The following is a 26,186-nucleotide window of genomic DNA, read 5'->3' on the forward strand; positions in this document are numbered from 1 at the left end:
GGTCATGCAGTTCGGAATCTTCTCAGTTTCAGACATCACCACCGACCCCACCACCGGCCGGACCCCGACCGAGGCGGAGCGGATCAAGGACATCGTCACGATCGCGAAGCACGCGGAGGAGGTGGGCCTGGACGTGTTCGCGCTCGGTGAGCACCACAACGAGCCGTTCTTCTCGTCCTCGCCGACGACCACGCTGGCCTACATCGCGGCGCAGACCACGACGCTGCAGCTGAGCACGGCGACCACGCTGATCACCACGAACGACCCGGTGAAGATCGCCGAGGACTTCGCGATGCTGCAGCATCTCGCGGACGGCCGCGTCGACCTGACGCTGGGCCGCGGCAACACCGGGCCGGTCTACCCCTGGTTCGGCAAGGACATCCGCGCCGGCATCCCGCTCGCCATCGAGAACTACGCCTTGCTGCACCGGCTGTGGCGCGAGCACGTCGTCGACTGGTCCGGCAAGTTCCGTACCCCGCTGCAGAGCTTCACCTCGACGCCGCGCCCGCTCGACGAGGTGCCGCCGTTCGTCTGGCACGGTTCGATCCGCAGCCCGGAGATCGCCGAGCAGGCCGCCTACTACGGTGACGGCTTCTTCGCGAACCACATCTTCTGGCCGGCCTCGCACACCCAGCGCATGGTGCAGCTGTACCGTCAGCGCTTCGAGCACTACGGCCACGGCTCCGCCGACCAGGCCATCGTCGGCCTCGGCGGCCAGGTGTTCCTCAACAAGAACAGCCAGGACGCGGTCAAGCAGTTCCGGCCCTACTTCGACAACGCCCCCGTCTACGGCCACGGGCCGTCGCTGGAGGACTTCAGCCGGGAGACGCCGCTGACCGTCGGCAGCCCGCAGCAGGTCATCGACCGTACCCTCGGTTTCCGCGAGTACGTCGGCGACTACCAGCGCCAGCTGTTCCTGATGGACCACGCCGGCCTGCCCGTGAAGACCGTCCTCGAGCAGCTCGACCTGCTCGGCGCCGAGGTCGTACCGGTGCTGCGCAAGGAGTTCGCCGCCCGCAAGCCGGCGCACGTGCCGGACGCGCCGACCCACCGGTCGCTGCTGGCCGCGAAGCTGGCGAAGGACGCGAAGGACGCGACCAAGGAAGAGGTCCAGGCATGAAGCAGCGCAAACTCGTTGTCGTCAGCTCCGGCCTGAGCCAGCCCTCGTCGACCCGCCTGCTCGCGGACCAGTTGTCCGCGAGCGCGGTCGGCGCCGCCGCCCGGCTCGGTGTCACCCTCGACGTCCAGGTGATCGAGCTCCGCGACCTGGCCCACGAGATCACCGACAACATGCTGACCGGTTTCGCCCCCACCGCGCTGCGGCAGGCGCAGGAAGAGGTGACCGCCGCGGACGCGCTGATCGTGGTGACACCGGTGTTCAGCGCCAGCTACAGCGGCCTGTTCAAGTCCTTCGTCGACGTGCTCGACAAGGACGCCCTGGTCGACAAGCCGGTCCTGCTGGCCGCCACGGCCGGAACCGCCCGCCACTCCCTGGTCCTGGACCACGCCCTGCGGCCGCTCTTCGCCTACCTGCGCGCCACGATCCTGCCGACCGCCGTCTTCGCCGCCAGCGACGACTGGGGCGCCAACTCGGTCGAGGGCCCGCTGCGCGGCCGCATCGAGCGCGCCGCCACCGAACTGGCCCGTGAGGTCGAACGCCGCGAGCCCGCGGTGGTCACCGACCCGTTCGCGCTGACCAGCAACTTCGAGGACATGCTGAAGAACCTCTAGGAGTACGGGCAACGGAGGGCTCCCGCACGTCGCAGCGGCCCAGGTGCGTGCACCGGGCCGCTGCGCCCGTTTCGCTATCGGTGCGTGGTGGCGCTGCGACCCCCTTTCCGGATCCTCCCCGAACGGGGTGTCCGGCGACTTGGCGTCGCCCGCTGTCCCCGCTGAGCGGCGCGGTGCGGCACGGTGCTTTCATGGTGGCGTGCGTCGATGGCTGCTGATTCCGCTGCTCCTGCTCGTCACCGCCTGCAGCGCCCAGCCGGTGCCCGCCCCCGAGGCCGGGGAGACGTCCGCGCCGGCGCCCTCGCCGAGCCCGGCGCCGGAGGTGACGCTGCCCGCCGGGTACATCGGCGCGAGCGAGGCGTCGGAGCCGCCACCGGCGGGGGAGGCCGCGCTGCGGGGCGCCGGATGGTCGCTGCGGCCGGGTCCGGTGCAGGTCGGTCCGCTGGTGCGGACCCTGCACCCGGTCGTCGACCTGCGCACCGGGGAGCAGACGATCGGCAACTACTTGATCGGATACGCCATGATGCGCGCCCCCGAAGGCCAGGAGATGGTCGTCGTGCCGCTCGGCGACCCGGCCGACCTGCCCGCGGTGCCGGTCACGATCCGCGCCGGCGACCGCAGCGAGCGGATCACGAAGCTGACCGCGCCGATTGTCGTGCTCACCGTGCTGGCGGGCGCCCCGGTGAGCCTCACCGTCGAGGACGGCCGGCCGCAGACGCTCGACCTGCGCACCGGGAAGCGCGCCGGTCGCCCGGACACCGACCTGCTCTACGACACGCCGCGGCTGGCGAAGACGGACGGCCCGTCGTTCGGTGTCCCGGGGTCGACCGGGCTGTTCCTCAGTGTCGAGGCTGAGCTGGTGCCCGGTGTCGACGGTGCCGGGTACGCCCGGAAGGGCTTCGCGTGGCTGGCCCTGACCGTGGAGGTCGGCGGCGCGGAGTGCGACATGCGGCTGGCGCGTTCGTCGTTCCGGTTCGAGACCGGCGGCCGGTCGTACCGGCCCGCCGGCGGCCACCGGGTGGACATGTCGGTCGCCGCCGGCGCCCTGGCGCTCGGCACGATCCTGGTGGCGATCGAGGTGCCGGAGAAGACCCGGCGCGGCACGCTGGTGATCGAGCCGGCGGGATCCCGGGAGGGCGGCTCGTGCGGCACGGGCCGGCTGACCACGGTCCCGGCCCGGGACAGCATGCCGGTGGCCCTGTCCTGACCGGACCCCGCCGGTCCGCAGGTCGCGCACCGGCCGGGTGTGTCACCGATGGCGGAACGTCGTCCGGTACGCGGTGGGAGTGACGCCGAGAGCGCGCTGGAAGTGCCGGCGCAGGGTTGCGGCGGTCCCCATGCCGCAAGCGGCCGCGATCTGGTCGATCGAGGCGTCGGTACGTTCCAGGAGCTCCTGTGCCCGGGCGATCCGCTGCTGGTGGAGCCAGCCGAGCGGCCCGGTCCGGAGTTCCGCCTGCATGCGGCGGGCCAGCTGGCGAGGGCTGAGGTTGGCGTGCCCGGCGAGGTCGCGCACGCTCAGCGGCCGGTCCAGGCGGGCACGTGCCCAGGCGAGAGTGGGCGCGAGACCGTCCGGGTTCCGCGGCTCGGCGGGCGGGGTGATGAACTGCGCCTGCCCGCCGCTGCGGTGTGCGGGCACGACGAGCCGCCTCGCGATCCCGTTCGCGGCCGCGGTGCCGAGGTCGCGGCGCACCAGGTGCAGGCAGAGGTCGAGCGCCGCCGTCTTGCCGGCCGAGGTGAGCACGTCGCCCTCGTCGACGTAGAGCACGTCGGGCCGGACATCCACCTTCGGGTAACGGCGGGCGAGATCCTCGGCGTGCATCCAGTGCGTGGTCGCGGCCCGGCCGTCGAGCAAACCGGCAGCCGCCAGGACGAAGGCGCCGGTGCACAGCGCGGCGACGCGGGTGCCACGGTGGCGGGCCGCACGCAGCGCGTCGAGGAGAGCCGGGTCGGGGTTGCTGTCGAGGTCGTCGGAGGACGGAACGACGACGGTGCCGGCCCGGGCGATCCCGGCGTACGACGTGGTGGGGAGTCGTGGCAACCAGGGGTGCGGGGCACCGTCCGCGGTACAGACGACGAAGTCGTACCACCTGCCGGTGGCGGACAGCTCCGATCGGTCGACACCGAAGATCTCGGCGGCGATCGCGACCTCGTAGAGCATCGCGGAGCCGTGCATGACGAGGGCGATCCGTCCCATGTCCGAAACTGTACGGCCGACGTCGTTTCGGACGCTCGTCCCGTACCGGCGTACGCCCCAGGATGTGTTCATGAACGTTCTTGTCTATGGCGCCACCGGTCACACGGGACGCTTCGTTGTCGACGAGTTGTTGCGTCGCGGGCTCGTTCCCGTGCTGGCCGGCCGCAGTGCCGACCGCCTGGCCGCCGTACCGTCCCGGCACGCGGGCCTCGACCGCCGGGCGGTGGGCGTCGAGGATGCCGGCCTGCTCCGCCGGGCGGTGGCCGGGGCCGGCGCTGTCATCAACTGTGCCGGGCCGTTCCTCGACACCGCGCTCCCGCTCGCCCGCGCGGCCGTCGAGTCCGGCGCGCACTACCTCGACGTCACCGCCGAGCAGCCGGTCGTGCAGGCGCTCTACCGCGACCTCGATGCCCCGGCCCGTGCCGCGGGCGTCGCCGTGGTCCCGGCGATGGCCTTCTACGGCGGTCTCGCCGACCTGCTGGTCACGGCCCTGCTCGACGGCGGTTCGCGGGCCGACGAGGTCGACGTCGCCATCGGCCTGGATCGCTGGTGGCCGACCGCGGGCACCCGGGCCACGGGCGAGCGCAACACCGCGACGCGGCTGGTGATCCGCGGCGGCGCCCTGGTCCCGCTGGAGACTCCGGCGCGGCCGGCCACCTGGTCCTACCCGGCACCGCTGGGCGGCCAGCCGGTCGTGCGGATGCCGTTCTCCGAGGTCATCACGATCGCCAGGCACCTCGACGTGGGCGAACTTCGCTCCTACCTCAACACCGCCGCCCTCGAGGATCTGCGGGACGCCGCCACGCCGGCGCCGGCCGCGACCGACGAGCACGGACGATCGGCACAGCGGTTCGTCGTGGACGTGGTCGCGCGCGTGGGCACGCGGACCCGGCGGGTCAGTGCGAGCGGGCGTGACATCTACGCCGTGACCGCGCCTGTTGTTGTCGAAGGCGCCGCCCGGCTGCTCGACGGGCGCCACCGAGGTGGCGGCGCCGCAGCACCCGGCCAGGCGTTCGACGCCGCCGACGTCCTCGCCGCACTGCAGCGGGACACCGGCGCGATCGTGGTGCGGTCCGACCGGGAACCGGCTGTCGGCTGATCCGGAACGCCGGGCGCCGCCCGCGAACCGGGCTTCGGCCGGTCGGCGTCAGGTGCCGACCGTGGTGAAGAACCAGAGGGAGGACGTCAGCCACAGGCCGGCGATCGCCGTCAGCAGCAACCCGCCGGCCAGCGGCAGCACCCAGGCGCGGCTGTCGCCGGGGCGGCTGATCAGGAGCATCTTGGCGACGAACGCGCCGTAGCACAGGCAGCCCAGCACCGAGTGGGCGAGCGTGCGCAGGCTGCCGGTGCTGAAGCCCAGCGCGTAGAGGCAGTGCACCGCGATCGGCAGGGAGAGCAGCAGGGCGATCCGGCCGCTCCATCGGTGCAGGGCCGGGATCCAGGGTGCGGACGGCAACCGGCCGTAGAGGGCGAGCGCCGACACCAGCTGCACCACCGCGAACAGCAGCACCGCGGTGGCCAGCCAGACCTTGCCCGACTGCAGGCGCAGGGCGTCACCGATGCCGGAGGTGCCGGCCGGGTCGTGCAACCGGCCGTAGACGCCGAGCGCGACGGCCACGCCGACGCCGGCCACCGCGGGCAGCCACACCCGGGGCTGCCGCAGCGTGCCGGCCTCCACGGTCAGAATCCCTCCCCGCTGTCCACGTCGACCGACGTGGTGTCCAGGGTGAAGCCGTCCACGGTGACCTGCCGGTTCGTGACGTCCAGGGAGGGCGCCGGAGCCGGTACGCCGTCGCGGGTCAGCACGCCGACCTGACGACCGTCGCCGAGCACGATCCACGACCCGTTCAGCTGGGCGCCGCGGACCCGGGCGGCGGTGCGGTAGAGCCCGGACGGCTTCTTCACCACGCCCAGCTCGAAGCCGTGGGTGTCGCCCTCGATCGTGATCTCACCTTGGGCGGAGCGCGCGTCGAACGTACCGCTGATGGCGCTTCCGTCTTCGCCCTCGAGCGAGAGCTCGCCCGCCTTGGCCGTGCCCTGCAGCCAGGCCTCGACCCGGTTGCCGTCGCAGACGTACGCGATCGCCTTGCCGTCCCGGATCGAGATGGCGAGCGTCCCGGCGTCGTCCTCGACCTGACCGGCCAGGGTGACCCGCAGCTTCTCCGCGGCGGGGCTGGTGGTCGCCGGAGCGGCCAGGCCGGTGGTGGGCAGGGTGGTCGCCGGCGTCTGGCCGGTGACCCGGGGCGGCACGCTCACCTGCTGGATGGCCTGGCCGCCCCGCTCGCCGGCGGCGGCGGCCGCGTTGATCCCGGCGAGCCCCGCGGCGACCAGCACGGCGACGCCGAGCGTGACGAGCGGGCCGCGCCGCCAGCGTGACGGCGGCGCGGCGGGCTCGGTGGGCGGGGGAGGGGCCGCGGGCACGATGCCGGGGCGCAGCCGGGTGTCGTACGGGCCGGGCGCGGACGCGGCCGCCGCCTGTGCCGGCGGCATGTCGGCGGGTGCCGCCGGGAAGGCGGCGGCCGCCGGCGAGAGGTCGGCGTTGCGCAGGTACGCGGCCACCCGCCGGGCCGGTGGCCGCTGGCGCGGGTCGGCGGCCAGGCAGTCCCGGGCCAGCGGCGCCAGGGCCGGTGGCAGCACGCCCGGATCCATCGACGTGTTGCCGGTGGAGAGTTCCGCGATCAGCAGCCCGAGCGACCACACGTCGGCCGCCGCGGTGGGCGGCCCGCCACCGAAGATCTCCGGGGCGGTGTAGCCGGGGGTGCCGCCCGGCGCGCCACGCTCGGCGTCGTGCAGCAGCACCGCCACACCGAAGTCGGTGATACGCACCTGCGGCATGCCGGCACCGGGCATGACCAGGATGTTCTCCGGTTTCAGGTCGAGGTGCACGACGCCGTGCGCGTGCGCCGCCGCCAGCGCGGCGGAGGTCTGCCCGGCGATCGCGGCGACCTCGGCGACCGGCAGGCGGCCGCCCCGGAACCGCAGGTAGTCGCGCAGGTTCGGGCCGTCGACGTACTCCATCACCAGGGCCAGGGTGTCGCCCTCGACGACGAGGTCGCGCAGGCCCACGATGCCGGGGTGGTCGAGGTCGCGCAGGGTGGCCTCCTCGCGGAGGAACAGCTCGCGGACCCGGCGGTCGCTCGCGTACTCCGGGCGCAGCAGTTTGGCGGCCAGCGGTGGACCGCCTGCCCGGCTCGTCGCCCGGCGGACCACCGCCACGGCGCCCCGGCCGATCTCCTCGTGCAGCAGGTATCCCCGGCCGAGGGGTTCCTGATCGGCCATGCCCCGTGCCTCCTTCAAAAATGATCTAGTAGCCGCCGCCGGCGGTCATGATGTTCTGCGAGATCTTCTGGAGCTGGTCCCGCAATTGATCCAATTCCTGTTTCGCCTTGTCGAGGGCTGCTTTTGTCTCCGGCCAGGTCTGGTCCCGGAATTGCTGGGGGAGCGGGCCGTCCCACACGTCGGGGTTGGACAACATCTTGCCCTGCGCGTCGAGCTGGGCGATCTGGTCGGTGAGGCCGCCGTTGATGATCGACTGGACCTGCTGGATGGATGTCTTCGCCTGATCCGTCGAGAGTACGCGTGCCGCCATCTGTCCACTCCCTTTCTCGGGACCGCCATTGTCCGCGCCGACGGCCTATCATCGCAATCACTTGCCAATTGCAGGGGATGGCGATGGTCGATCTGCGGGGGATTTCCGAGGACGTTCCGTTCAACTGGGAGGCGGCCACCCGGCTCGCCGCGCAGTTGCGCGGCAGTGCCGACGCCTGCGAGGGCGCGATCCCGCGGCGCACCGCGGTCGCGACGGTCGCGACCGAGGAGTGGCGGGGCGTCTACGCGCGCCAGTTCGCCACCCGGATGGGCATCTGTGTGACCGACGCGCAGCGTCTGGCGGCCGCGATGCGCCAGGCCGCGAACCAGGTCGACGAGCTGGCCCGCCTAGCCCGCGAGGAACAGGCCCGGCGGGAGAAGGCCCGCGAGTGGCAGCGCCAGCAGGAGGAGGAAGGCGTCCTCGACAAGATCGGCGACTTCCTGTTCGGCGAGGACGAGCTGCCACCGGTGCCGGACCCGATCACCCCACCGGTCTACACGTCGCCGGCCCCGGCCGCCGCGGCCCGGGAGTGACATGGCGACGAGTTCGGCACGCCCCGACGACCTGGACGCGTTCGTCCGCGGCAACCGGGCCGCCGACGACGACCTGCGCGGCCGGTTGGCACAGCTGCGCGCGGCCTACGCCGAGTTCCAGAGCGGTAATCGCTGGGGTCAGCTTGATGCGGCGTCGTTGATCAGTGCGTTCGGGCAGTATCTGGATCTCAACGAGGTGGATGCCCGGTGGGTGGCGCAGATCGCTGAGGCGTTCCGGGCGGCGGGTGGTGACGGTGATCTGGCGCGGTTGCCGGATGCGGCGATCGCGGCGTCGTTGCGGGCTGCGGGTTTGGGTGGTGGGCGTGGTGCCGTGACGTTTGATGATCCGATCGCGTACGGGTTTCCGGCCACCAGTGGTTTCGCTGATGATCCGGTGAACACGGCGAGCGGCAATTTTCTGGTGGCGGTGACTGATGTCCGGCTGTGGCGGCGGGTGTACAACAGCCGGTCGGTGGTGGTGGGGGCGTTCGGGGCGGGGTGGTCGTCGTGGGCTGACTGCCGGTTGCGGGCGACCGAGGCGGGTGCTGCGTATGTGGGTCCGGACGGGCAGCGGGCGGTGTTCCCGCGCCAGGGTGCGAGCTATGGGCGGGTGGCCGGGGTGGCCGCCGAGGTGGTGCCGGTCGGTGACGCCTTGGAGTTGCGGTGGTTCGACGGGCGGGTGTGGGTGTTCGACGCGGCCGGGCGGCTGACGACGGCGGACAGGGCGACGTTCGGTTACACCGAGGGGCGGCTGTCGAGTGTCACGGGGCGTGGTGGGCGCCGTGTCGAGGTGCGGTGGGCGGGCGAGCGGATCGTGGCTGTCGGGGAGGTTCTCTTCGCGTACGCGGACGGTGTTCTGATCTCGGCCGGTGATCAACGCTACGAACTGGACTCGCAGTCCCGGGTGGCCGCGGTGGTCGACGCGGACGGTGTGGCGGAGGCCCGGAACAGCTACGACGCCGACGGGCGGGTCGTCGAGCAGGTGTCACGGTTCGGGCGGCGCACCCGGTACGCGTACCTGCCGGGCCGGGTGACGGTTGTCGGCGACGTCGACGGGGTCACCAACACCTACGTGCATGACCAGCACGGCCGGCTGCTGTCGGTCACCGACGGTCACGGCAAACGGCTGAGCCGGACCTATGACGAGTGGGGAAACCCGGTCACGGTCACCGACCGCAAGGGCGCGGTCAGCACCGCACGCTGGGACGACCACGGCCGGCAGCTGCGCCGGGTGCTGCCCGGCGGCGAGACGTTCGAGTACGGCCACGACGACGCCGGCCGGCTGCTCCAGGTCACGGCCGGTGACGCGTCCGTCCGCTACCGGTACCCCGGCGACGAACGCATCCCGGACCGGATCGTCGACCCCGAGGGCGGTGTCACGGAACTCGAGGTGCGCGACGGCCTGGTGCACCGGGTGACCGATCCGGACGGGGTCAGCCTCACGTTCGGCTTCGACCCGGCCGGCGATCTCGTCGCGGTCACCGACGGCCTCGGCAACACCGCGCGCCTGCGCCGCGACACCGAGGGCAGGCTCGTCGCGACCGTCACCCCGCTCGGCCGGGAGACCCTGTTCCGGTACGACGCCGCCGGCCGCCTCGTCGAGCGGCACGACCCGGGCGGCGCCGTGTGGCGGTACGAGTACTCACCCGCCGGCCGCCTGCTGTCCGCGACCGATCCCACCGGTGCTCGCCGCGAGACCCGGTACGGCGCGCACGGCGAGCCCGAGACCAGGATCGACCCGCTCGGCACCGTCGCCGGTCTGCATTGGGACGACGTCGGCAACCTGACCCGGCTGACCGTTTCCGGCGAGGCGAAGTGGGACCTCGCCTACGACGCGCTGTCCCGGCTGACCAGCACGACCGACCCGGCCGGCGCCACCTGGCTGCGCGAGTACGACGCCGAAGGCAACCTGACCGCCGCGATCGACCCGGTCGGCACCCGGCACACCGCCACGATCGACCCGCAGGGCCGGGTCAGCGGGATCGGCGACGGCGTCACCGGCAGCGCGTTCGCCTACGACCGTCTCGGCCGCACCCTCGCCCACCTGCGCCCGGACGGCACCGCCGCCCGCGCCGGGTACGACCGCTGCGGGCGCCGGACGGTGATCGAGAACCCGGAGGGCGGGCAGTCCCGGATCGAGTACACGCCGGCCGGCCGGGTCCGCCGGGTCGTGACGCCAGGCGGCCACGCGACCGTCTTCGAGCACGACGCCGCCGGCCGGACCGTCGCCCGCACCGACGGCGCGGGCCGGCGCACCGAGTTCTACTACGACGCCGACGGCGCCCTGCTCACCGCCGGAGCCGTCACCTTCAGCTACGACGACGCCGGTCGGCTCGCCGGCCGTGACGGCGTGCGTTACACCCGGGACGCCGCCGGCCGCGTCGTCGCGATCACCGACCCGGCGGGCGGGACCCGCCGGTTCGAACGCGACGCCGCCGGTCGCGTCGTGGCCGCCACGGACCCGCTCGGGCACCGCAGCACGTACGAGTACCACCCGCGCGGCTGGCTCACCCGGACGACAGATCCGCTCGGCGCGGCCACCACCTACCGGCACGACGAGGTCGGGCGGGTCGTCGCGGTGACCGATCCGCTGGGCCGCGTCACCCGGTTCACCTACGACCCGGCGGGCCGGATGACCGGCCGGGTCGACGCGGCCGGGCGGGCCGTGCGCTGGGCGTTCGACGCGTCCGGGCGGGTCGTCTCGATCGAGGGCGGCGACGGCTCCGCGATCACGTTCCGCCGGGACACCCTCGGGCGGCCGGTCGCCGTCCGGGAAGGCGACCTCGAGGTGACACTTACCTGGGACCGGGCCGGCCGGTTGCTCGAACGGCGCCGCGGCGGGCGCACGATGCGACGCCGGTACGGGCCGGACGGCGAACGCACCGCCCTGGTCCTGCCGGACGGCTCGGAACGGACCTACACCTACGACGGCGGCGGCCTGCTGTCCGGTATGACGACGCCGCTCACCGGTCATCTCGCTGTCACACGGGATGCGCTGGGACGTATCACCACGATCCAGGGGGCGGACGGCCGCCGGGCGAGCTGGACGTACGCGGACGACGGTCACCTGGCCGGCTTCGCGTCCGGTGGCCGGGTGGCCCGGCTGGTCCGCGACCCGGCCGGGCGGATCATCGGGGACGGGACACGAACCTACGGTTACGACGCGGCCGGACAGCTCGTCACGGCAGGTGACCGGACCCTGGAGTACGACGCCGCCGGCCGCCTGATCCGCGACGGCGGGCGGGCGTTCACCTACGACGCCGCCGGCCAGCTGACCGGTTCCGGCTATGAGTACGACGGGTCCGGGCGGCGGCTGCGGGACTCCGCGCGATCGTACGCCTGGGATGGTCTCGGACGGCTGACCACCGTCACCGCCGGCGGCCGCTCGATGAGCGTGCGCACCGATCCGCTCGGTGAACTGGCCGAGGTGGACGGCCAGGACGTGCTCTGGGACGGCCGGCCCTGTCTGATCGGGGACACCGAGGTCGTCGCGCACGGCATGCCGTGGCAGGCCGGGTCGTCGCCGCTCACGCCGGACTGGCAGGGCACGCCCGGCGAGGGGCGCGACGAGTGGGGTGCGCCGGCCCTGACCGATCCGGGTCCCGGCTTCCAGGGCGAGCTGGAGTTCGCCGGGCTGACGTGGCTGCGCAACCGCGTCTACGACCCGTCGTCCCGCGCGTTCCTGAGCCCCGACCCGCTGCCGGCAGTTCCCGGGACGGCCTGGTCGGGGAATCCGTACCACTACGCCGGCAACGATCCGCTCGGTCACGCCGACCCGCTCGGGCTGCGACCGATAACGGACACCGAACTGGCCGCCTACCGCGACGAGATGGGCAGCGGCGCCTTCGAGGACGCCGCCGACTGGGTGGGTGAGAACGGGGAGTACCTGGCCGCCGGCGCGATGATCGTGGGCGGGGTGGCGCTGATGTTCACCGGCGCGGGCGGGCCGGCCGGGATCGCGTTGATGGCGGCGTCCGGCGGCCTGATCGCGGGCGGCGCCAGCGCGGGCATCCAGAAGTTCACCACCGGCGAGGTCGACTGGGCTCAGGTCGGGCAGGACGCGCTTGTCGGCGCGGTCACCGGGGCCGCCGGCGCGGGCACGGTAGCCATGCTCGGCAGCACCGCCCGGCTCGCCGCGACCAACCCGTTCGCCCGGGAACTCGCGCTCAACGGGGCCGAAGCCCTGGTCAGCGGCGGCATCGAACGGGGGATGACAGGTGGGGACGTCTTCAACCCGCGGGCCGTGGCCACCGACCTGCTCACCGGTGGCGCGGCACCGGCACCCGCCGGCGGCCTCGGCGCGACCACCCGGCACGGCGACCCGCTGGGCGAGATCCGCGTGTACTCGAGCGGCAACTCGCCCTCACTCCCCGAGCTGAACCGGCGGGAACCGCTGATCAGCGTGGAGGAGGCCCGGGCCGCCGCGGAACGGCAGAACCTCGACACCCGCAGCATCGACATCCGCCTGCGCCGCGAGGGCGAAATCGGCTACTACGAATATGGATGGGGGAGTACGGCGTTCCGGCCCAGTTTCAGTCCGCCCTACCGGGACACACCGATCCGCGCGGATGACGGTAGGTTCATCGTGGACCTGCAACCCTCCGCGCTCCAGGACGAGATGACGGCGGTGAAGACGATTTCCCACGAGCTCTTCCACCTGCGGGCATGGGCCCGAGGAGACGACATCCACGACCATGCGTCCGCGGAGACCGCGGCCGAGCTGACCGAGATGTATTACCGGCAATGAGCGGCGACAACTGGGAACGGGTGGCCTTGGCCCGGACGCGTGAGGACGCGTTCCGGCAGTTCGAGGCGTGGAAGGAACGGACCGGCCTGACGCCCGCCGAGAACGACATCCGGCTGAACTGGGGCCGCCACGCCGACGGCGGCGACTACTGGGAGATCATTTATATCCGGCCGCGGTGAGATGGCCGAGGCTTCTTGCCGGCTCCTCAGTAACCGCCACCGGCGGTCATGATGTTCTGTGCGATCTTCTGCAACTGATCGCGCAATTGATCCAATTCCTGCTTCGCCTTGTCGAGGGCCGCTTTCGTCTCCGGCCACGTCTGATCGCGGAATTGCTGCGCCAGCGGACCGTCCCACACGTCCGGGTTGGACAGCATCTTGCCCTGCGCGTCGAGCTGGGCGATCTGGTCGGTGAGGCCGCCGTTGATGATCGCCTGAACCTGCTGGATCGACGTCTTCGCCTGGTCCGTCGAGAGTACCCGTGCCGCCATGATGACCATTCCCCCGCATTCGTTGATCCACATTGACGGTGCTGTTTCCGGACTGACATTGTCCGCACATCAGGCCTATCATCGCAATCACTTGCCAGATTCGGGGGATGGCGATGATCGATATGCTCGGCCGAGGCTGACGTGGCGACCAGCTCGGCCCGCCCCGACGACCTGGACGGATTCGTCCGTGGCAACCGCGCGGCCGACGACGATCTGCGGGGCGACGCGGCCCGGCTCCGAGCGGCCTACGCCGAATTCCAGAGCGGTAACCGCTGGGGTCAGCTTGATGCGGCGTCGTTGATCAGTGCGTTCGGGCAGTATCTGGATCTCAACGAGGTGGATGCGCGGTGGGTGGCGCAGATCGCTGACGCCTTTCGGGCGGCCGGTGGCGATGGCGGCCTGGCGCGGTTGCCGGATGCGGCGATCGCGGCGTCGTTGCGGGCTGCGGGTTTGGGTGGTGGGCGTGGTGCCGTGACGTTTGATGATCCGATCGCGTACGGGTTTCCGGCCACCAGTGGTTTCGCTGATGATCCGGTGAACACGGCGAGCGGCAATTTTCTGGTGGCGGTGACTGATGTCCGGCTGTGGCGGCGGGTGTACAACAGCCGGTCGGTGGTGGTGGGGGCGTTCGGGGCGGGGTGGTCGTCGTGGGCTGACTGCCGGTTACGGGCCACCGAGGCGGGTGCGGCGTATGTGGGGCCGGACGGGCAGCGGGCGGTGTTCCCGCGGCAGGGAGCGGGTTACGGGCGGGTGGCGGGAGTCGCCGCCGAGGTGGTGCCGGTCGATGACGGCAGTCTTTCGTCCGACGGCGGCCTTTCGCCCAGCGGCGGTGTTTCGTCCGACGGCAGTCTTTCCCCCGACCGCAGTCTTTCGCCCGACGGCGGCCTGGGGCTGGGTGGCGGGCTGGAGTTGCGGTGGTTCGACGGGCGGGTGTGGGGGTTCGACGCGGCCGGGCGGCTGATCCGGGCGGACACGGTGACGTTCGGTTACACCGAGGGGCGGTTGTCGAGTGTCACGGGGCGTGGTGGGCGCAGTGTCGAGGTGCGGTGGGCGGGCGAGCGGATCGTGGCCGTCGGGGAGGTTCTCTTCGCGTACGCGGACGGTGTTCTGATCTCGGCGGGCGATCAGCGCTACGAGCTGGACGAGCACGCGCGCATCACCGCGGTGGCCGACGCCGACGGGGTGGCCGAGGCCCGGAACAGCTACGACGCCGACGGTCGGGTCGTCGAGCAGGTGTCACGGTTCGGGCTCCGGACCCGATACGCGTACCTGCCGGGCCGGGTGACGGTCGTCGGCGATCTTGAGGGCGGGGTCACCAACACCTACGTCCACGACCAGCACGGCCGGCTGCTGTCGGTCACCGACGGTCATGGGGAGTCGCTGAGCCGGACCTATGACGAGTGGGGAAATCCGGTCACGGTCACCGACCGCAAGGGCGCGGTAAGTACCGCTCGCTGGGACGACCACGGGCGCCTGCTGCGCCGGACGATGCCCGGTGAGGCCGCCTTCGACTACCGCTACGACGACGCCGGCCGCCTGCTCGAGGTGGTCACCGGTGACGCCGTTGTCCGTTATCGATATGTCGGTGAGGAGCGGATCCCGGCCGCGATCGAGGACCCGGAAGGCGGGGTGACGCGCTTCGAGGTGCGTGCCGGGCTGGTGCACCGGGTGATCGATCCGGACGGGGTCAGCCTCACGTTCGGCTTCGACCCGGCCGGCGAGCTGATCTCCACGACGGACGGGCTGGGCAACACCGCGCGTCTGCGGCGCGACGCCGAGGGCAGGCTCGTCGCGACGGTCACCCCACTGGGCCGGGAGACCCTGTTCCGGTACGACGCCCGTGGTCGCCTGGTCGAGCGGGAGGACCCGGCCGGCGGGGTCTGGCGCTACGCGCACTCGCCGGCCGGCCGCATCGTGGCCGTGACCGATCCGGCCGGTGCCCGCCGCGAGACCCGGTACGGCCCGCACGGTTCGATCGAGGCCACCGTCGACCCGCTCGGCCAGGTCACCGGCCGCGCCTACGACGACGTCGGCAACCTGAGCCGGCTGACCGCTCCGGACGGCGCGAAATGGGACTTCACCTACGACGCGCTGTCCCGGCTGACCGCGACCACCGACCCGGCCGGCGCGACGTGGCTGCGCGAGTACGACGCCGAGGGCAACCCGATCGGCGCCGTCGACCCGTCCGGTGTGCACCGCACCGCCGACGTCGACGGCAACGGCCGGATCACCGGGCTCGGCGACGGCCTGACCGGCAGCGCCTTCGAGTACGACGACCTCGGCCGCACCACCGCCCACGTGCGGCCGGACGGCACCGAGGCACGCGCCGGGTACGACAGGTGCGGCCGGCGGACCACGATCACCGCTCCGCTCGGCGGGGTCACCCGGATCGAGTACACAGCCGCCGGCCGGGTGCGCCGGGTGCTGTCACCGGGCGGCCGCGCGACCGTTTTCGACTATGACGCAGCCGGTCGCCGGGTGGCCCGCACCGACGGGGCCGGGCGGCGTACCGAGTTCCGCTACGACGCCGACGGCGCGTTGCTCACCGCCGGCCCGGTCACGTTCGGCTATGACGACGCCGGCCGGCTCGCCCGCCGCGACGGCACCCGTTTCACCTACGACGCGGTGGGCCGGGTCGTCGCGGTGACCGACCCGACCGGCGGGACCCGCCGGTTCGAGCACGACGCCGCCGGCCGCCTGGTGGCCGCGATCGATCAGCTCGGGAACCGGACCGTCTACGACCGTCACCCCCGTGGCTGGGTCACTCGGGTTACCGATCCGCTCGGCGCCGTCACCGCCTACCGGCACGACGAGCGGGGACGTGTCGTCCGGATGACGGACCCGCTGGGCCGTCACACCACGTTCACCTGGGACAATTCGGGCAGGCTGACCGGGCGCACCGACGGCGCCGGGCGCACGGTCGCCTGGCGGTACGACGCGTTCGGCCGGGTCGTGACGATGACGGCCGGGGACGGCACGGCCGTGACGTTCCGGCGGGACACGCTCGGCCGCCCGGTCGCCGTCGACGAGGGAGAACACCGGCAGCGGCTGGTCTGGGACCGGGCCGGGCGGCTGATCGAAAACGACCGGGACGGCCTGGTGCTCCGGCGCCGCTACGGGGCCGACGGCGAACGCACGGCACTGGTACAGCCGGACGGTTCCGCGACGACGTACACCTACGACGACGGCGGCCTGCTGTCCGGCCTGTCGAACGGGCTCACCGGCCCGCTCGCCGTCACCCGGGACGCGCTGGGGCGGGTCGTCGCCGTCACCGCGGCCGACGGGCGGCAGGCCACCTGGGAGTACGCGGGCCCGGACCTGGCCGGGTACGCGTCCGGCGGGCGCACGACACGGCTCACCCGGGACGCGGCCGGACGGATCGTCTCGGACGGGGTGCGCGACTACCGGTACGACGCGGCCGGCCAGCTGATCGGCGCCGGTGGGCGGGTGCTGGCCTACGACGCGGCCGGGCGGCTGGTGCGGGACGGTGACCGGCGGTTCGACTACGACGCCGCCGGCCAGCTGACCGGTTCGGGCTATGAGTACGACGGGTCGGGGCGGCGGGTGCGGGAACCGTCCGGTCGAGCGTACGAATGGGATGGTTTCGGTCGCCTCACCGGCGTCGACGCCGGAGGCCGCCGGATGCCGGTGCGGGTGGACAGCACCGGCGAACTCGCCGAGGTCGACGGACAGGCGGTGCTGTGGGACGGCGCGCCGTGCCGCCTGGGGGACACCCCGATCGCCGGGCCCGGGATCCCGTGGGTGGCCGGTGCGGAACCGCTCGACCCGGACTGGCAGGGTGCCCCCGGCGGCGACCGCGACGAATGGGGCGCGCCGGCACTCACCGAACCCGGCATCGGATACCGGGGCGAACTCGAATTCGCCGGACTGACGTGGCTGCGCAACCGCGTCTACGACCCGTCGTCCCGCGCGTTCCTGAGCCCCGACCCGCTGGCGGCGGTGCCGGGGACGGCCTGGTCGGGGAATCCGTACCACTACGCCGGCAACGATCCGCTCGGTCACGCCGACCCGCTCGGGCTGCGACCGATAACGGACACCGAGCTGGCCGCCTACCGGGACTCGCTCGGCAGTGGCTTCTTCGAGGACGCCGCCGACTGGGTGGGTGAGAACGGGGAGTACCTGGCCGCGGGCGCGATGGTCGTGGGCGGGGTGGCGCTGATGTTCACCGGCGTGGGCGGGCCGGCCGGGATCGCGTTGATGGCGGCGTCCGGCGGGCTGATCGCGGGCGGCGCCAGCGCGGGCATCCAGAAGTTCACCACCGGCGACGTGAACTGGGGGCAGGTCGGCCGGGACGCGCTGCTCGGCGCCGCCGCCGGTGGCGTCGGGGCGGGGACGGTGGCGGCGCTGGGCAGTTCGGCGCGGCTCGCGGCGACGAACCCGTTCGTCCGCGAAATGGTCGTCAACGGGGCCGAGTCGGTGGTCACGGGTGGCCTCGACCGCGGCCTCACCGGCGGCGACATCTTCAGCCCGAAGGCACTGACCCAGGACCTGCTGGCGGGCGGCGTGATCCGCGCCCCGGGCGCGCGGGTGGGCGCGAGCCCACCGGTCGACGACGGCTTGGTCGACGTGTGGCGTTTCCACACCGCCGCCGACCCGGAAAGTCTCAGGTCCATCCTTTCGCGAGAGCCTCCAGAAGTTCAGGAGAGGGTTCTCAAAACCTTCGCGACCGACCCGGAAGCCTTCCGGGAAATGATCGAGAACCACGCCAACGGCATCAAGGCCAACAGCCCGTTCCTCAGTGTCACCACCGACCCGGCAGCTGCAGCGCGGACGACCGACCCGGATCTGCGTGGGATCATTGTGGGAGACGCCTATGGTTCCCAGCGTCGCGCGCCTGACCTAAGCCATTTCCAAGTGCCACGTGACCGGCTGTATCAGCCGAACTTCGAGTTGTCACACCTTGAAGGGGAATTGCTCTACTACGGCGATGATCTCGCCGACCTCAAGCTGAGCACGAGACCCAATCCCTACGGGACGCCACCGAGCGGAGGACCATGATCGAATCCTCTCAGTTCAAAGATGTGCTGGTGACGATCAGCCATCCGTGGACCGATATCGAAATGCCGTTGGCCGAGTGGGCACAGCGGGGCCCCAGTAAGGAGCGCCCGCTGATGCGGATAGTGTCCGCGAAGTGGGCCTCGACCGGTGAAGCGATCGCGCTTGAAGATCTCCCGCAGGAATACCTCAACACCAGAAGAACGCGGCGGATGCAGCGGGAAGGATTGTTGCCGGCGCCGTGGGGAATGCCGCCTGAGGACCGGCCGCTGCCCAAGCTGGAAGGGGCGCCACCGGATGTCAGGGAGAGATTGATCCGTGGTTGGGAGGGCTGACCTCTAGGCGTTGGATTGTAGGGCGGTCAGCAACGCGAAGGCGGGGGTGTCCACTGAGCGTTGCGTGTCGCTCAAGGCGATGACGCCCACGCGTTTCGCCGGGTCGAAGCCGACGAACGACGTGAATCCGCCTGTGCCGCCATTGTGGAAGATCTGCACCTGGCCGCCCTGCAACCGCCGCGACATCCACCCGAGCCGGGCGGTCAGGAACGGGTTGACCCGGTGCTCGACATCGAGGGCCATCGCTACGGCGGGTGCCAGCAGGCCGGTCGGATCCCAGTGGGCGCGGACGAAACGGATCAGGTCGGTGGCGGTCGATCGGAGACCGCCCGCGCCGGCCAGGGCTGCCAGGTGCCACGGTCCGGCCGGCTTGCCGGGCTTGCGGTAGCCCTGCGTGGTGGTGCCGCCGATGCTCGTACCGCTGAGTTGCAAGGGTGTGATGACCTCGTCGGCGACCAGCGTCTCGTAGTTCACGCCGGCCCGGCGTGCGAGGGCGAGGCCGAGCAGGCCCGCCCCGAAGTTGGAGTAGCGGAACCGGCGGCCCGGTGTCGCGCCCAGCCGGGTCCGGGACAGGGCGCTGAGCAGGTAGGACTCGGTGCACTGGGCGTACGGGTCGGTGCGGTTGGGCCGCAGCAGCGCGCCGAGCAGCATCCCGGTGGGCAGGCGCGGCAGCCCCGACGTGTGAGTGGCCAGGTGACGCAGGGTGATCGCGGTGCCGTCGCGTGTCGGGACCGGCGCGGACAGGAGGTCACTCAGCGGCTCGTCGAGCGAGACGCGGCCGTCGAGGGTCAGCCGAGCCAGCGTGAGCGCCGTGAAGACCTTGGTCACCGAGCCGATCTCGAACCGGGTGGACGCGTCGTGGCCGGCGGTGCCGCGAACCTCCGCGGAGTCCCCGGTGATCGCGGCGACGACCACACCGTGCCGCTGGCGGGCGAGCTTTGCGACGGCCTGGTCGAGATCGGTCATGGGCACCATGATGGCGGGTTGGCACAAACCAGCCGGCCCGGCCGCGCAGGACTTCCCCGCCACGCGTCGGCCGCCGCCGGGGCGTCGGCGCCGGGTTCGCCGAACTCTACGATTGCCGGGTGCCCCGCGTCTCCGAAGCTCACCTCGCCGCTCGCCGCCAGCAGATCCTCGACGCCGCCGTGCGGTGCTTCGTCCGCAAGGGCTTCCACCAGTCGTCGATGCAGGACGTGATCAAGGAAGCCGGGCTGTCGGTCGGCGCGTTCTACCGCTATTTCAAGAGCAAGAACGAGCTGATCACCGCGATCGCCGGCGCCAAGATCAGCGAGGTGACGTCGGTGCTCGACGACCTGCTCGCCGCCGACCCGATGCCACCGGTCACGGAGATCGTCGACCGCGTCCTGGAGCTTGTCGACCGGTCGGTGGCCGAGGACGGGCCGGTGCGCATCGCCGTGCAGGTCTGGGGCGAGGCGGTGCACGACCCGGAGGTCGGTGCGCTCGTCGCCGAGATCTACGGCCGGGTGCGCTCCCGGGCGGTGCAGGTCGCCGAGCACGCGCAGGTCGCTGGCCAGCTCGACCCGCGAGCGGATCCCGAGGGGGTTGGCGCGGCGTTGTTCGGGTTGATCCAGGGTTACATTCTGCAACGCATCTTGCTGGGAAACGTCGACCGCAAACAGTACGTGAGCGGCGTACGCGCGCTGGTCGCCGGTTAGCCCCCGGTCAGCCGGCGGATCGCCGCCGTCAGGCCCGGCTCGTCCAGATCGGTTCCGGTCGTCAGGGTGAGCAGGATGAGGCCGTCAAGCAGGGCGCAGATGTCCCGGCCGGCGGCGGCGCCGACGTACGGTTCCAGGACGTCCGTGAAGCCACGCATCCAGACCTCGGCAAGTGGGCGCAGCCGGGCGTCACGGGCGGCGGCGAGGCACAGCTCGTACTCCAGGCGCACCTGCTGCCGGTCGGTGAGGTATTCCCTGGTCAGCTCGGTCAGCGTGGCGGCCAGGTCGGGTGCGCCGCGCAGCCGCTCCGCCCACTCGTCCAGGCAGCTCCGCAGCATCGCGGTGGCATGGGCCAGGCCGGCCGCGATGAGGTCGTCCAGGGTCGGGAAGTAGTAGGTCGTGGCGCCCAGCGGCAAGCCGGCCCTGGCGGCGACCGCGCGGTGCGTGGTCCGGCCCACGCCGTTCTCCGCGATCACTTCCATGGTCGCGGTCGCCAGCGCGGCGCGGCGTGCCTCCGGATCCCGGGTGCGGCGGCCGGTCAATGCGCCGCGCCGTTGTTCAGGTTCAACACGACCACCCCGGCGATGATGAGGGAGATCCCGGCTATCTTGACCGTCGTGATCGGCTCGCCGAGGATTGTCGCGCCGATCGCCACGATCGCCGCCGTGCCCACCCCCGACCAGATCGCATAGGCGATCCCGACCTGGATGCCCTTCACTGCCTGTGACAGCAGGGTGAACGACGCCGCGTAGGCAGCCAGGCAGGCGAGCGTCGGCCAGAGGCGGGTGAACCCCTCGGTGGCCTTCATCAGGCTGGTGCCGACGAGTTCGGCCGCGATGGCGCCGAACAGGAAGACGTATGCCACGGCAGGCCTCTCGGATCATTCTGGTACGTTTGTACAAGTACGATCGTACAGAATGGTCCGGGGTCTGGGTCCTTGGCCGCACGCAGGTGTCAGTGGTCGAAGGCGGCGGCGGCCCGATCGTCCGGGGTGGCTGTCTTCCGAGCGTCCACGGCGGTGTCGGCTTTGTCGTTCCTGGCAGTGGCAGTGATGGTGGTGGTGATGGCCAGGCTGGGGCCGACGGCCTCGAACGCCGCCCTGGTGTCCGCCGTGAGCAGGGCGCGGTCGGCGATCCCGTCGCGGGCGGCCCATCGGGCGATGCTCCGCTGATGCGCCGCGACAACGATGTCCATGGCCAGCAGCACCCGGACGTCGTGCGGCGCGGCCAGGCCGTGACGCCGTTCCAGAACGGCGAGCGCGGCCTGGGTGGTGCGGTGGCAGAAGTACAGGCAGTGGGCCTCGACGGCGGGTGACGCGGTGGACAGGTGGATGCTGCGCCGCAGCCGGTCCGCCCAGCCCTCGGAGGTCATCGCGCCGATCCCGGCGAGCAGGCTGTCGCGCATCACGTCGATGAGCGGGCGCTCGACCGTCGGGGCCGTCTCGAGGGACTGCAGCGCCGCCGCCCACAGATCCTCGTAGGTGGACATCGCGACCTGCTCCTTGCTGGCGAACGTCCGGAAGAACGTCCGCTTGGAGACCTCGGCCGTGTCGCAGAGCTCGTCGAGTGTCACGTTGTCGAAGCCGCGCCGGCCGAACAGATCCAGCGCGCTCTCCACCAGGACCTCGCGAGTGCGCTGCTTGCGGCGTTCGCGCAGGGGCGGTCGGGCACTCATGTGATCAGCCTACCTGGATGCCACCTGTCGCCAATTGCCACTGAGTGGCACACTCGGTGACTCCACTGTCGAAAGGTGCTGGCATGCGTGCTCTGCTCGTCGACCACTCCGCTCCCGCCGGGCTCCGGCTGGGCGTGGCGCCCGACCCCGAACCGGCGCCCCATCAGGCACTGATCCGGGTCGGGGCGACGTCCCTCAACCCCGGCGACCTCGGCTACGACCAGACTCCCGAGGGCAGCGTCCCCGGTTACGAGGCAGCCGGGGTGATCGAACGCGCGGCGGCGGACGGCTCCGGCCCGCCGGTCGGCACACCCGTCGTGACGATCGACGCCGGCGGGGGCTGGGCCGAACTGCGTGCCGTCGCCACGGCACAACTCGGCACCGCGCCGCGCGACGCCGACCCGGGCCCGCTCAGCACCGTCGCGGTCGCCGGGGCGAGCGCACTGCGGGCGCTGCGCAGGATCGGGCCGATCCTGGCGCGGCGGGTGCTGATCACGGGGGCGGCGGGCGGTGTGGGACGGTACGCCGTCCAGCTCGCGCGGCTGGGCGGCGCCGACGTGGTGGCGGTGACGAGTGACCCGGCCGGGCGTGGCCCGCAGCTGCGAACGCTCGGCGCAGGCCAGGTCGTGGCCGATCCTGCCGAGGTGGACGGACTCGTGCACGGCGTCGTCGACACGGCCGGTGGGATCGGGCTGGTACACGCCTACGACCGGCTGGCCCCGCACGGGATTTTGGTCTCGGTCGGGCCCGGCACCGGCGAGACGTTCCCGCCGATGTCCTTCGCCGGCCACCAGGGGCGGCACGAACGCACCATCGTCACCTTCTTCAACACCGAGGGCGCGCCGATGCCGCCCGACCTGACCTGGCTCGCGGAACGGGTCGCCGGCGGCACCCTGGACCCGGGCATCGCCCTGCGCACCGGCTGGGACGACGTGGCCGACGCGATCGGCGCGCTCCGCGAGCGCCGGGTCTCCGGCAAGGTCGTCCTCGACATCACCTGACGCGGCTCCGCCCGCTGCCCTGCCTTGTCCGACACCTGCGCCGTCGCTTGGTGTTCAGCGCGCGTGGAACCCGGCCACCTGCCAGCGCCCTCGCTTTGTTCACCGTGGATCGAACCCGGCCACCCGCTTGCCGAGGTAGGTGAGCGGCCCAGCGACGGCGACCGGCAGAACCTCGAAGCCGAGCCGGTCGTAGAACGCCCGTGCCTGAACGTTCGCGGTCAGCATCCCGACGTGGACGCCGGGCGCGGGAACCGTGGCCAGGAACCGGTCGATCAGGCGCCGGCCGTGGCCGCGACGCTGGTACGCCGGCAACAGGTCGATGTGCAGGTGCGCGGGATGGTCGTCGAGGCCAGTGACGAGCAGCCGCTCCGGATGGTGGTGCAGGGCGTGCATGTCCTGCTCGGGGGTGCGCGGCGGCGGAGGCGGAACCGGGTAGCGGTCCCCGAGACGCGGGATCCACTCGGCCCGGTAGCGACTGGCGAACGTGGCAGTGTCGGCCGTGCCGACCAGGTAGCCGACTGCCGTGCCGCCGTCGTCCACGACGAAGGCGAGCTCCGGTTCCAGATAGGCGTAGGGGGCGGCGAACAGGTCGCCCATCAGCTGGTCGGTGGAGTAGTGACCGCGGGCGTCGTTGCCGGCGTCGGCCGTGCGCACGCAGATGTCGTAGAGGGCGGGCAGGTCACCGGGGCGGTAGGGGCGGATCTCGGGCACCGGCGGACCTTAAGTCGTGGAAGCGGTTCCACCGCAAGAGGGCGATCACGCCGCACCGCACGAACCGCGGATCACGGGATGGCTGGGGAACAGCCGGCCCGGCGCCGGCTCGCCCAGGGCGGCGCGGACCGCGGCCACCGCGATCAGCTCGACCGGATGAGTGGCGGTGGAGAGGCCGGGGTGGACCGCCTCGGCCAGCGGGCTGTCGTCGAAACCGGTCACCGCGATGTCGGCCGGAACTCGGACGCCATCTGCCGCGAGAGCGCGCAGCACGCCGACGGCCGTGGCGTCGCTGACGGTGGCGATCGCGTCGGTGTCGGGCCAGCGTCTCCGGATCTCGCGGGCGGCGTCCCGGCCCCGGGCCGCGGTGAAGTCGCCGTGCACGACGCGCGCCGGCAGGCCTGCCGCCCGCATCAGCCGGTTGTAGGTGGTCAGCGGGGCCCACGAGGCGCCCAGCCAGGACGGGCCGGCGACCAGCGCGATCCGCCGGCGACCGGTCGCACAGAGGTGCTGGATCAGCGCGCCGATGCCCGCGGCGCTGTCGACGTCACTGCCGCCGACACCGATCATCGCGGTCCGGCCGCGCAGCCCACCGGGCAGCCTTGCCGGGAGGTCGCGGTCGTGGCCGGCCACCACCAGCGCGGCGACACTGCGGTCGGCCGCCAGCCGCTCCAGCTCGGCGGCCGCGTTCAGCGGCAGGCGGATCAGGGCCGTGCCCAGGCCCGCCGGCTCGGTGGCGGCGGCCATCGCCGCGGCGGCCCTGGTGACGAAGGGGTCGCGCAGGATGTCGGCGCGCTCGTCCCGGACCGCGAGGACGATGCGGGTGCCGGACCTCTCGGCCAGCCGCCGGGCGACCGGGTGCGGCACGTAGCCCAGCTCGCCGGCGGCCCGGCGGACCGCGTCGCGGCTGGCCGGGGAGGCGGGGCCCCGGCCGGAGAGCACGCGCGACGCGGTGGCGACGGAGACGCCGGCGCGGCGCGCCACGTCGGCGAGACCCGGGTTGGCTGTCATGCCGACATCCTGCCTGCCGGGTGCGACAGAAACCGCCCCGCCCGGTCACGGGGCAAAAATGTCGGTGGGCCCGTCTACTGTCCCCGGCATGACGACGCTGACCGATCGGCCGAACACGGCGCTGCTGATCATCGATGTGCAGAACGGGGTCGTCGCCGGCGCCCCGCGGCGGGACGAGGTGATCGCGAACATCAACACGCTGCTCGACAAGGCGCGTCTGCGGAACGTGCCGGTGATCTGGGTGCAGCACTCCGACGACGGGCTCGCGCGCGGCAGCGACGACTGGCAGTTCGTCCCGGAGCTGGCCCGGGCCGACACCGAGCCGCTCGTCCACAAGACCTACGGCGACTCGTTCGAGGCCACCGAGCTGGAGGAGTTGCTGGCCGAGCGTCAGGTCGGCCGGCTCGTGGTCACCGGCGCACAGAGTGACGCGTGCATCCGGTCGACGATCCACGGCGGGTTCGTCCGGGGTTACGACGTCCTTCTGGTGTCCGACGCACACACCACCGAAGACCTTTCGGCGTACGGTGCTCCGGCTCCCGAGCAGGTCATCGCGCACACCAACCTCTACTGGCAGAGCCAGCGCGCGCCCGGCCGGACCGGCGGCACGGCCGAAACGGCGAAGGTCTCGTTCGAGGGGTGACTACCGTAGATGCGTGATCGAACAGTCGGACAACCTGTGGCTTCGCAAAATCGCCGAGAATCCCGGCCACTCCCGGTGGTACATCGACCGCTTCCGGGAGATGGCCGCCCGCGGGGATGACCTGGGTGGTGAGGCCCGCATGATCGATGCCATGGTGCCGCGCGGCGCGCGCATCCTCGACGCCGGCTGCGGGACCGGACGAGTCGGCGGCCGGGTCGCCGCGAGCGGGCACACCGTCGTCGGCGTCGACCTCGACCCGGAACTGATCGCGGAGGCACGGGCCGAGTTCCCCGGCGTCCGCTGGGAGGTGGGTGACCTCGCGGAGCTGTCGCTGGGTGAACGCTTCGACGTGGTGGTGTGCGCGGGAAACGTGATGACGTTCGCCGCGCCGAGCAGCCGAGAGGTGATCCTGCGGCGCTTCCGTGAGCATCTCGCGGAGGGCGGGCGTGCGGTGGTCGGTTTCGGCGAGGGGCGGGGGTACGAGTTCGACCAGTTCCTGAAGGACGCGGCGGTGGCCGGACTGGAACCGGACCTGCTGCTGGGCACGTGGGATCTGCGCCCGTTCACGCCCGGCGCCGACTTCCTGGTGGCGGTGCTGCGGGCAGCCTGAGCCCGGGGCACGGCGTCCGGGCGCCAGCGCACAGCCGGTGCACGGGACCGCTTGCCGGTAGGCAGGCAGCCGGCGTGCGACGTCGGCGCCAAGCGGTCAGCCGGCGTACGTCGGCTGACCGCCAGGCGGAGATCGGCGCACCGGCCGGCTTCTGCGGTGCGCCGGTCCCCGCAGTGTGCGGTCTGCGGTGCGCCGGTCCCCACAGTGTGCGGTGATGTGCCCGGT

At 72.3% G+C, this 26,186-nt stretch carries 24 protein-coding genes; 13 read left to right on the forward strand and 11 right to left on the reverse strand.

What is annotated here, in order from left to right; genetic code table 11:
* Positions 1-4 precede the first annotated feature (4 nt).
* From LPA41_RS39540 to LPA41_RS39550, 3 genes are all read left to right on the forward strand, one after another.
* Entirely contained in the window at positions 5-1,120 is a 1,116-nt protein-coding gene (locus LPA41_RS39540; RefSeq protein WP_229076630.1) for an LLM class flavin-dependent oxidoreductase, read from the forward strand.
* Positions 1,117-1,731, forward strand: coding sequence for an FMN reductase (locus tag LPA41_RS39545; protein ID WP_229076631.1), 615 nt, complete (start codon positions 1,117-1,119; stop codon positions 1,729-1,731). The genes LPA41_RS39540 and LPA41_RS39545 overlap by 4 nt, the downstream gene beginning before the upstream one ends.
* A 199-nt stretch (positions 1,732-1,930) precedes the next feature.
* On the forward strand, positions 1,931-2,938 hold the full coding sequence (locus tag LPA41_RS39550; protein WP_229076632.1) for a hypothetical protein: 1,008 nt from the start codon (positions 1,931-1,933) through the stop codon (positions 2,936-2,938).
* Between the two features lie 42 nt (positions 2,939-2,980).
* Here LPA41_RS39550 and LPA41_RS39555 read toward each other — a convergent pair whose 3' ends face one another.
* Positions 2,981-3,925, reverse strand: coding sequence for a GlxA family transcriptional regulator (locus LPA41_RS39555; protein WP_229076633.1), 945 nt, complete (start codon positions 3,923-3,925; stop codon positions 2,981-2,983).
* Positions 3,926-3,995: 70 nt separating this feature from the next.
* Between LPA41_RS39555 and LPA41_RS39560 the strand changes: the two genes are divergently transcribed.
* Positions 3,996-5,024: a trans-acting enoyl reductase family protein gene (locus tag LPA41_RS39560; protein WP_229076634.1), complete on the forward strand. Its 1,029-nt coding sequence runs from the start codon at positions 3,996-3,998 to the stop codon at positions 5,022-5,024.
* A 48-nt stretch (positions 5,025-5,072) separates the two neighbouring features.
* On the opposite strand, the gene LPA41_RS39565 is transcribed toward LPA41_RS39560, so the two are convergent.
* The 3 genes from LPA41_RS39565 to LPA41_RS39575 are packed head-to-tail and all read right to left on the reverse strand — an operon-like array spanning position 5,073 to position 7,514.
* Positions 5,073-5,603 carry a DUF6529 family protein gene (locus tag LPA41_RS39565; protein ID WP_229076635.1) on the reverse strand — a complete coding sequence of 177 codons (531 nt, stop codon included), beginning with the start codon at positions 5,601-5,603 and terminating at the stop codon, positions 5,073-5,075.
* A gap of 2 nt (positions 5,604-5,605) precedes the next feature.
* On the reverse strand, positions 5,606-7,204 hold the full coding sequence (locus LPA41_RS39570) for a serine/threonine-protein kinase (RefSeq protein ID WP_229076636.1): 1,599 nt from the start codon (positions 7,202-7,204) through the stop codon (positions 5,606-5,608).
* A gap of 25 nt (positions 7,205-7,229) precedes the next feature.
* Positions 7,230-7,514 (reverse strand): pyrophosphorylase, encoded by a 285-nt coding sequence (locus LPA41_RS39575; RefSeq protein WP_229076637.1) that lies wholly within the window; start codon positions 7,512-7,514, stop codon positions 7,230-7,232.
* Between the two features lie 83 nt (positions 7,515-7,597).
* On the opposite strand from LPA41_RS39575, the gene LPA41_RS39580 reads away from it, so the two are divergent.
* From LPA41_RS39580 to LPA41_RS39590, 3 genes are read left to right on the forward strand one after another with little or no spacing between them, the layout of a single operon-like run.
* Positions 7,598-8,047, forward strand: coding sequence for a hypothetical protein (locus LPA41_RS39580; protein ID WP_229076638.1), 450 nt, complete (start codon positions 7,598-7,600; stop codon positions 8,045-8,047).
* 1 nt (position 8,048) lies between these two features.
* Entirely contained in the window at positions 8,049-12,794 is a 4,746-nt protein-coding gene (locus LPA41_RS39585) for a DUF6531 domain-containing protein (protein WP_229076639.1), read from the forward strand.
* Entirely contained in the window at positions 12,791-12,973 is a 183-nt protein-coding gene (locus tag LPA41_RS39590; protein WP_229076640.1) for a hypothetical protein, read from the forward strand. Before LPA41_RS39585 ends, LPA41_RS39590 begins: the two co-directional genes overlap by 4 nt.
* Positions 12,974-12,999: 26 nt before the next feature.
* On the opposite strand, the gene LPA41_RS39595 is transcribed toward LPA41_RS39590, so the two are convergent.
* The gene (locus tag LPA41_RS39595) at positions 13,000-13,317 is read right to left on the reverse strand and encodes a pyrophosphorylase (RefSeq protein WP_229076641.1); all 318 of its coding nucleotides are present in this window, start codon (positions 13,315-13,317) and stop codon (positions 13,000-13,002) included.
* A 108-nt stretch (positions 13,318-13,425) separates the two neighbouring features.
* On the opposite strand from LPA41_RS39595, the gene LPA41_RS39600 reads away from it, so the two are divergent.
* On the forward strand, positions 13,426-18,303 hold the full coding sequence (locus tag LPA41_RS39600; RefSeq protein ID WP_229076642.1) for a DUF6531 domain-containing protein: 4,878 nt from the start codon (positions 13,426-13,428) through the stop codon (positions 18,301-18,303).
* Positions 18,300-18,635 (forward strand): hypothetical protein, encoded by a 336-nt coding sequence (locus LPA41_RS39605; protein WP_229076643.1) that lies wholly within the window; start codon positions 18,300-18,302, stop codon positions 18,633-18,635. The genes LPA41_RS39600 and LPA41_RS39605 overlap by 4 nt, the downstream gene beginning before the upstream one ends.
* Before the next feature lie 3 nt (positions 18,636-18,638).
* Here the strand turns inward: LPA41_RS39605 and LPA41_RS39610 are convergent, their stop codons facing one another.
* Complete coding sequence (locus LPA41_RS39610) at positions 18,639-19,601, reverse strand: serine hydrolase (RefSeq protein WP_229076644.1); 963 nt, start codon at positions 19,599-19,601, stop codon at positions 18,639-18,641.
* Between the two features lie 119 nt (positions 19,602-19,720).
* Here LPA41_RS39610 and LPA41_RS43165 point away from each other — a divergent pair, with 119 nt between their 5' ends.
* A complete protein-coding gene (locus LPA41_RS43165; protein ID WP_229076645.1) occupies positions 19,721-20,311 on the forward strand; it encodes a TetR/AcrR family transcriptional regulator in 591 nt (196 codons plus the stop codon).
* On the opposite strand, the gene LPA41_RS39620 is transcribed toward LPA41_RS43165, so the two are convergent.
* The 3 genes from LPA41_RS39620 to LPA41_RS39630 form a co-directional block, all read right to left on the reverse strand.
* Positions 20,308-20,853: a TetR/AcrR family transcriptional regulator gene (locus LPA41_RS39620; protein WP_229076646.1), complete on the reverse strand. Its 546-nt coding sequence runs from the start codon at positions 20,851-20,853 to the stop codon at positions 20,308-20,310. The genes LPA41_RS43165 and LPA41_RS39620 overlap by 4 nt on opposite strands.
* Positions 20,850-21,176 (reverse strand): multidrug efflux SMR transporter, encoded by a 327-nt coding sequence (locus tag LPA41_RS39625; RefSeq protein WP_229076647.1) that lies wholly within the window; start codon positions 21,174-21,176, stop codon positions 20,850-20,852. The genes LPA41_RS39620 and LPA41_RS39625 overlap by 4 nt, the downstream gene beginning before the upstream one ends.
* Before the next feature lie 89 nt (positions 21,177-21,265).
* Positions 21,266-21,985 (reverse strand): TetR/AcrR family transcriptional regulator, encoded by a 720-nt coding sequence (locus tag LPA41_RS39630; RefSeq protein ID WP_229076648.1) that lies wholly within the window; start codon positions 21,983-21,985, stop codon positions 21,266-21,268.
* A gap of 83 nt (positions 21,986-22,068) precedes the next feature.
* Between LPA41_RS39630 and LPA41_RS39635 the strand changes: the two genes are divergently transcribed.
* A complete protein-coding gene (locus LPA41_RS39635; protein ID WP_229076649.1) occupies positions 22,069-22,986 on the forward strand; it encodes a zinc-binding dehydrogenase in 918 nt (305 codons plus the stop codon).
* Positions 22,987-23,085: 99 nt separating this feature from the next.
* Here LPA41_RS39635 and LPA41_RS39640 read toward each other — a convergent pair whose 3' ends face one another.
* Together LPA41_RS39640 and LPA41_RS39645 are read right to left on the reverse strand one after the other, a co-directional pair.
* Positions 23,086-23,697, reverse strand: a complete 612-nt coding sequence (locus LPA41_RS39640; protein ID WP_229076650.1) for a GNAT family N-acetyltransferase — start codon at positions 23,695-23,697, stop codon at positions 23,086-23,088.
* 45 nt (positions 23,698-23,742) lie between these two features.
* Positions 23,743-24,708: a LacI family DNA-binding transcriptional regulator gene (locus tag LPA41_RS39645; RefSeq protein ID WP_229076651.1), complete on the reverse strand. Its 966-nt coding sequence runs from the start codon at positions 24,706-24,708 to the stop codon at positions 23,743-23,745.
* A gap of 88 nt (positions 24,709-24,796) precedes the next feature.
* Here LPA41_RS39645 and LPA41_RS39650 point away from each other — a divergent pair, with 88 nt between their 5' ends.
* Both LPA41_RS39650 and LPA41_RS39655 read left to right on the forward strand, forming a co-directional pair.
* On the forward strand, positions 24,797-25,351 hold the full coding sequence (locus LPA41_RS39650) for a cysteine hydrolase family protein (protein ID WP_229076652.1): 555 nt from the start codon (positions 24,797-24,799) through the stop codon (positions 25,349-25,351).
* Positions 25,352-25,451: 100 nt separating this feature from the next.
* Positions 25,452-25,961 (forward strand): trans-aconitate 2-methyltransferase, encoded by a 510-nt coding sequence (locus LPA41_RS39655; protein ID WP_229076653.1) that lies wholly within the window; start codon positions 25,452-25,454, stop codon positions 25,959-25,961.
* Positions 25,962-26,186 lie beyond the last annotated feature (225 nt).

It is taken from the genome of Actinoplanes sp. DH11 (genome assembly GCF_020873875.1).
Lineage (GTDB): Bacteria > Actinomycetota > Actinomycetes > Mycobacteriales > Micromonosporaceae > Actinoplanes.

Excerpts from the sequence above, each read along its gene's own strand:
- LPA41_RS39555 (WP_229076633.1), bottom strand. The coding sequence starts at position 3,925 with ATGGGACGGATCGCCCTCGTCATGCACGGCTCCGCGATGCTCTACGAG.
- LPA41_RS39655 (WP_229076653.1), top strand. The coding sequence starts at position 25,452 with ATGGCCGCCCGCGGGGATGACCTGGGTGGTGAGGCCCGCATGATCGAT.
- LPA41_RS39645 (WP_229076651.1), bottom strand. The coding sequence starts at position 24,708 with ATGACAGCCAACCCGGGTCTCGCCGACGTGGCGCGCCGCGCCGGCGTC.
- LPA41_RS39630 (WP_229076648.1), bottom strand. The coding sequence starts at position 21,985 with ATGAGTGCCCGACCGCCCCTGCGCGAACGCCGCAAGCAGCGCACTCGC.
- LPA41_RS39560 (WP_229076634.1), top strand. The coding sequence starts at position 3,996 with ATGAACGTTCTTGTCTATGGCGCCACCGGTCACACGGGACGCTTCGTT.
- LPA41_RS39605 (WP_229076643.1), top strand. The coding sequence starts at position 18,300 with ATGATCGAATCCTCTCAGTTCAAAGATGTGCTGGTGACGATCAGCCAT.
- LPA41_RS39545 (WP_229076631.1), top strand. The coding sequence starts at position 1,117 with ATGAAGCAGCGCAAACTCGTTGTCGTCAGCTCCGGCCTGAGCCAGCCC.
- LPA41_RS39595 (WP_229076641.1), bottom strand. The coding sequence starts at position 13,317 with ATGTGGATCAACGAATGCGGGGGAATGGTCATCATGGCGGCACGGGTA.
- LPA41_RS39540 (WP_229076630.1), top strand. The coding sequence starts at position 5 with ATGCAGTTCGGAATCTTCTCAGTTTCAGACATCACCACCGACCCCACC.
- LPA41_RS39650 (WP_229076652.1), top strand. The coding sequence starts at position 24,797 with ATGACGACGCTGACCGATCGGCCGAACACGGCGCTGCTGATCATCGAT.
- LPA41_RS39575 (WP_229076637.1), bottom strand. The coding sequence starts at position 7,514 with ATGGCGGCACGCGTACTCTCGACGGATCAGGCGAAGACATCCATCCAG.
- LPA41_RS39590 (WP_229076640.1), top strand. The coding sequence starts at position 12,791 with ATGAGCGGCGACAACTGGGAACGGGTGGCCTTGGCCCGGACGCGTGAG.
- LPA41_RS39570 (WP_229076636.1), bottom strand. The coding sequence starts at position 7,204 with ATGGCCGATCAGGAACCCCTCGGCCGGGGATACCTGCTGCACGAGGAG.
- LPA41_RS39635 (WP_229076649.1), top strand. The coding sequence starts at position 22,069 with ATGCGTGCTCTGCTCGTCGACCACTCCGCTCCCGCCGGGCTCCGGCTG.
- LPA41_RS39610 (WP_229076644.1), bottom strand. The coding sequence starts at position 19,601 with ATGACCGATCTCGACCAGGCCGTCGCAAAGCTCGCCCGCCAGCGGCAC.
- LPA41_RS39585 (WP_229076639.1), top strand. The coding sequence starts at position 8,049 with ATGGCGACGAGTTCGGCACGCCCCGACGACCTGGACGCGTTCGTCCGC.
- LPA41_RS39580 (WP_229076638.1), top strand. The coding sequence starts at position 7,598 with ATGGTCGATCTGCGGGGGATTTCCGAGGACGTTCCGTTCAACTGGGAG.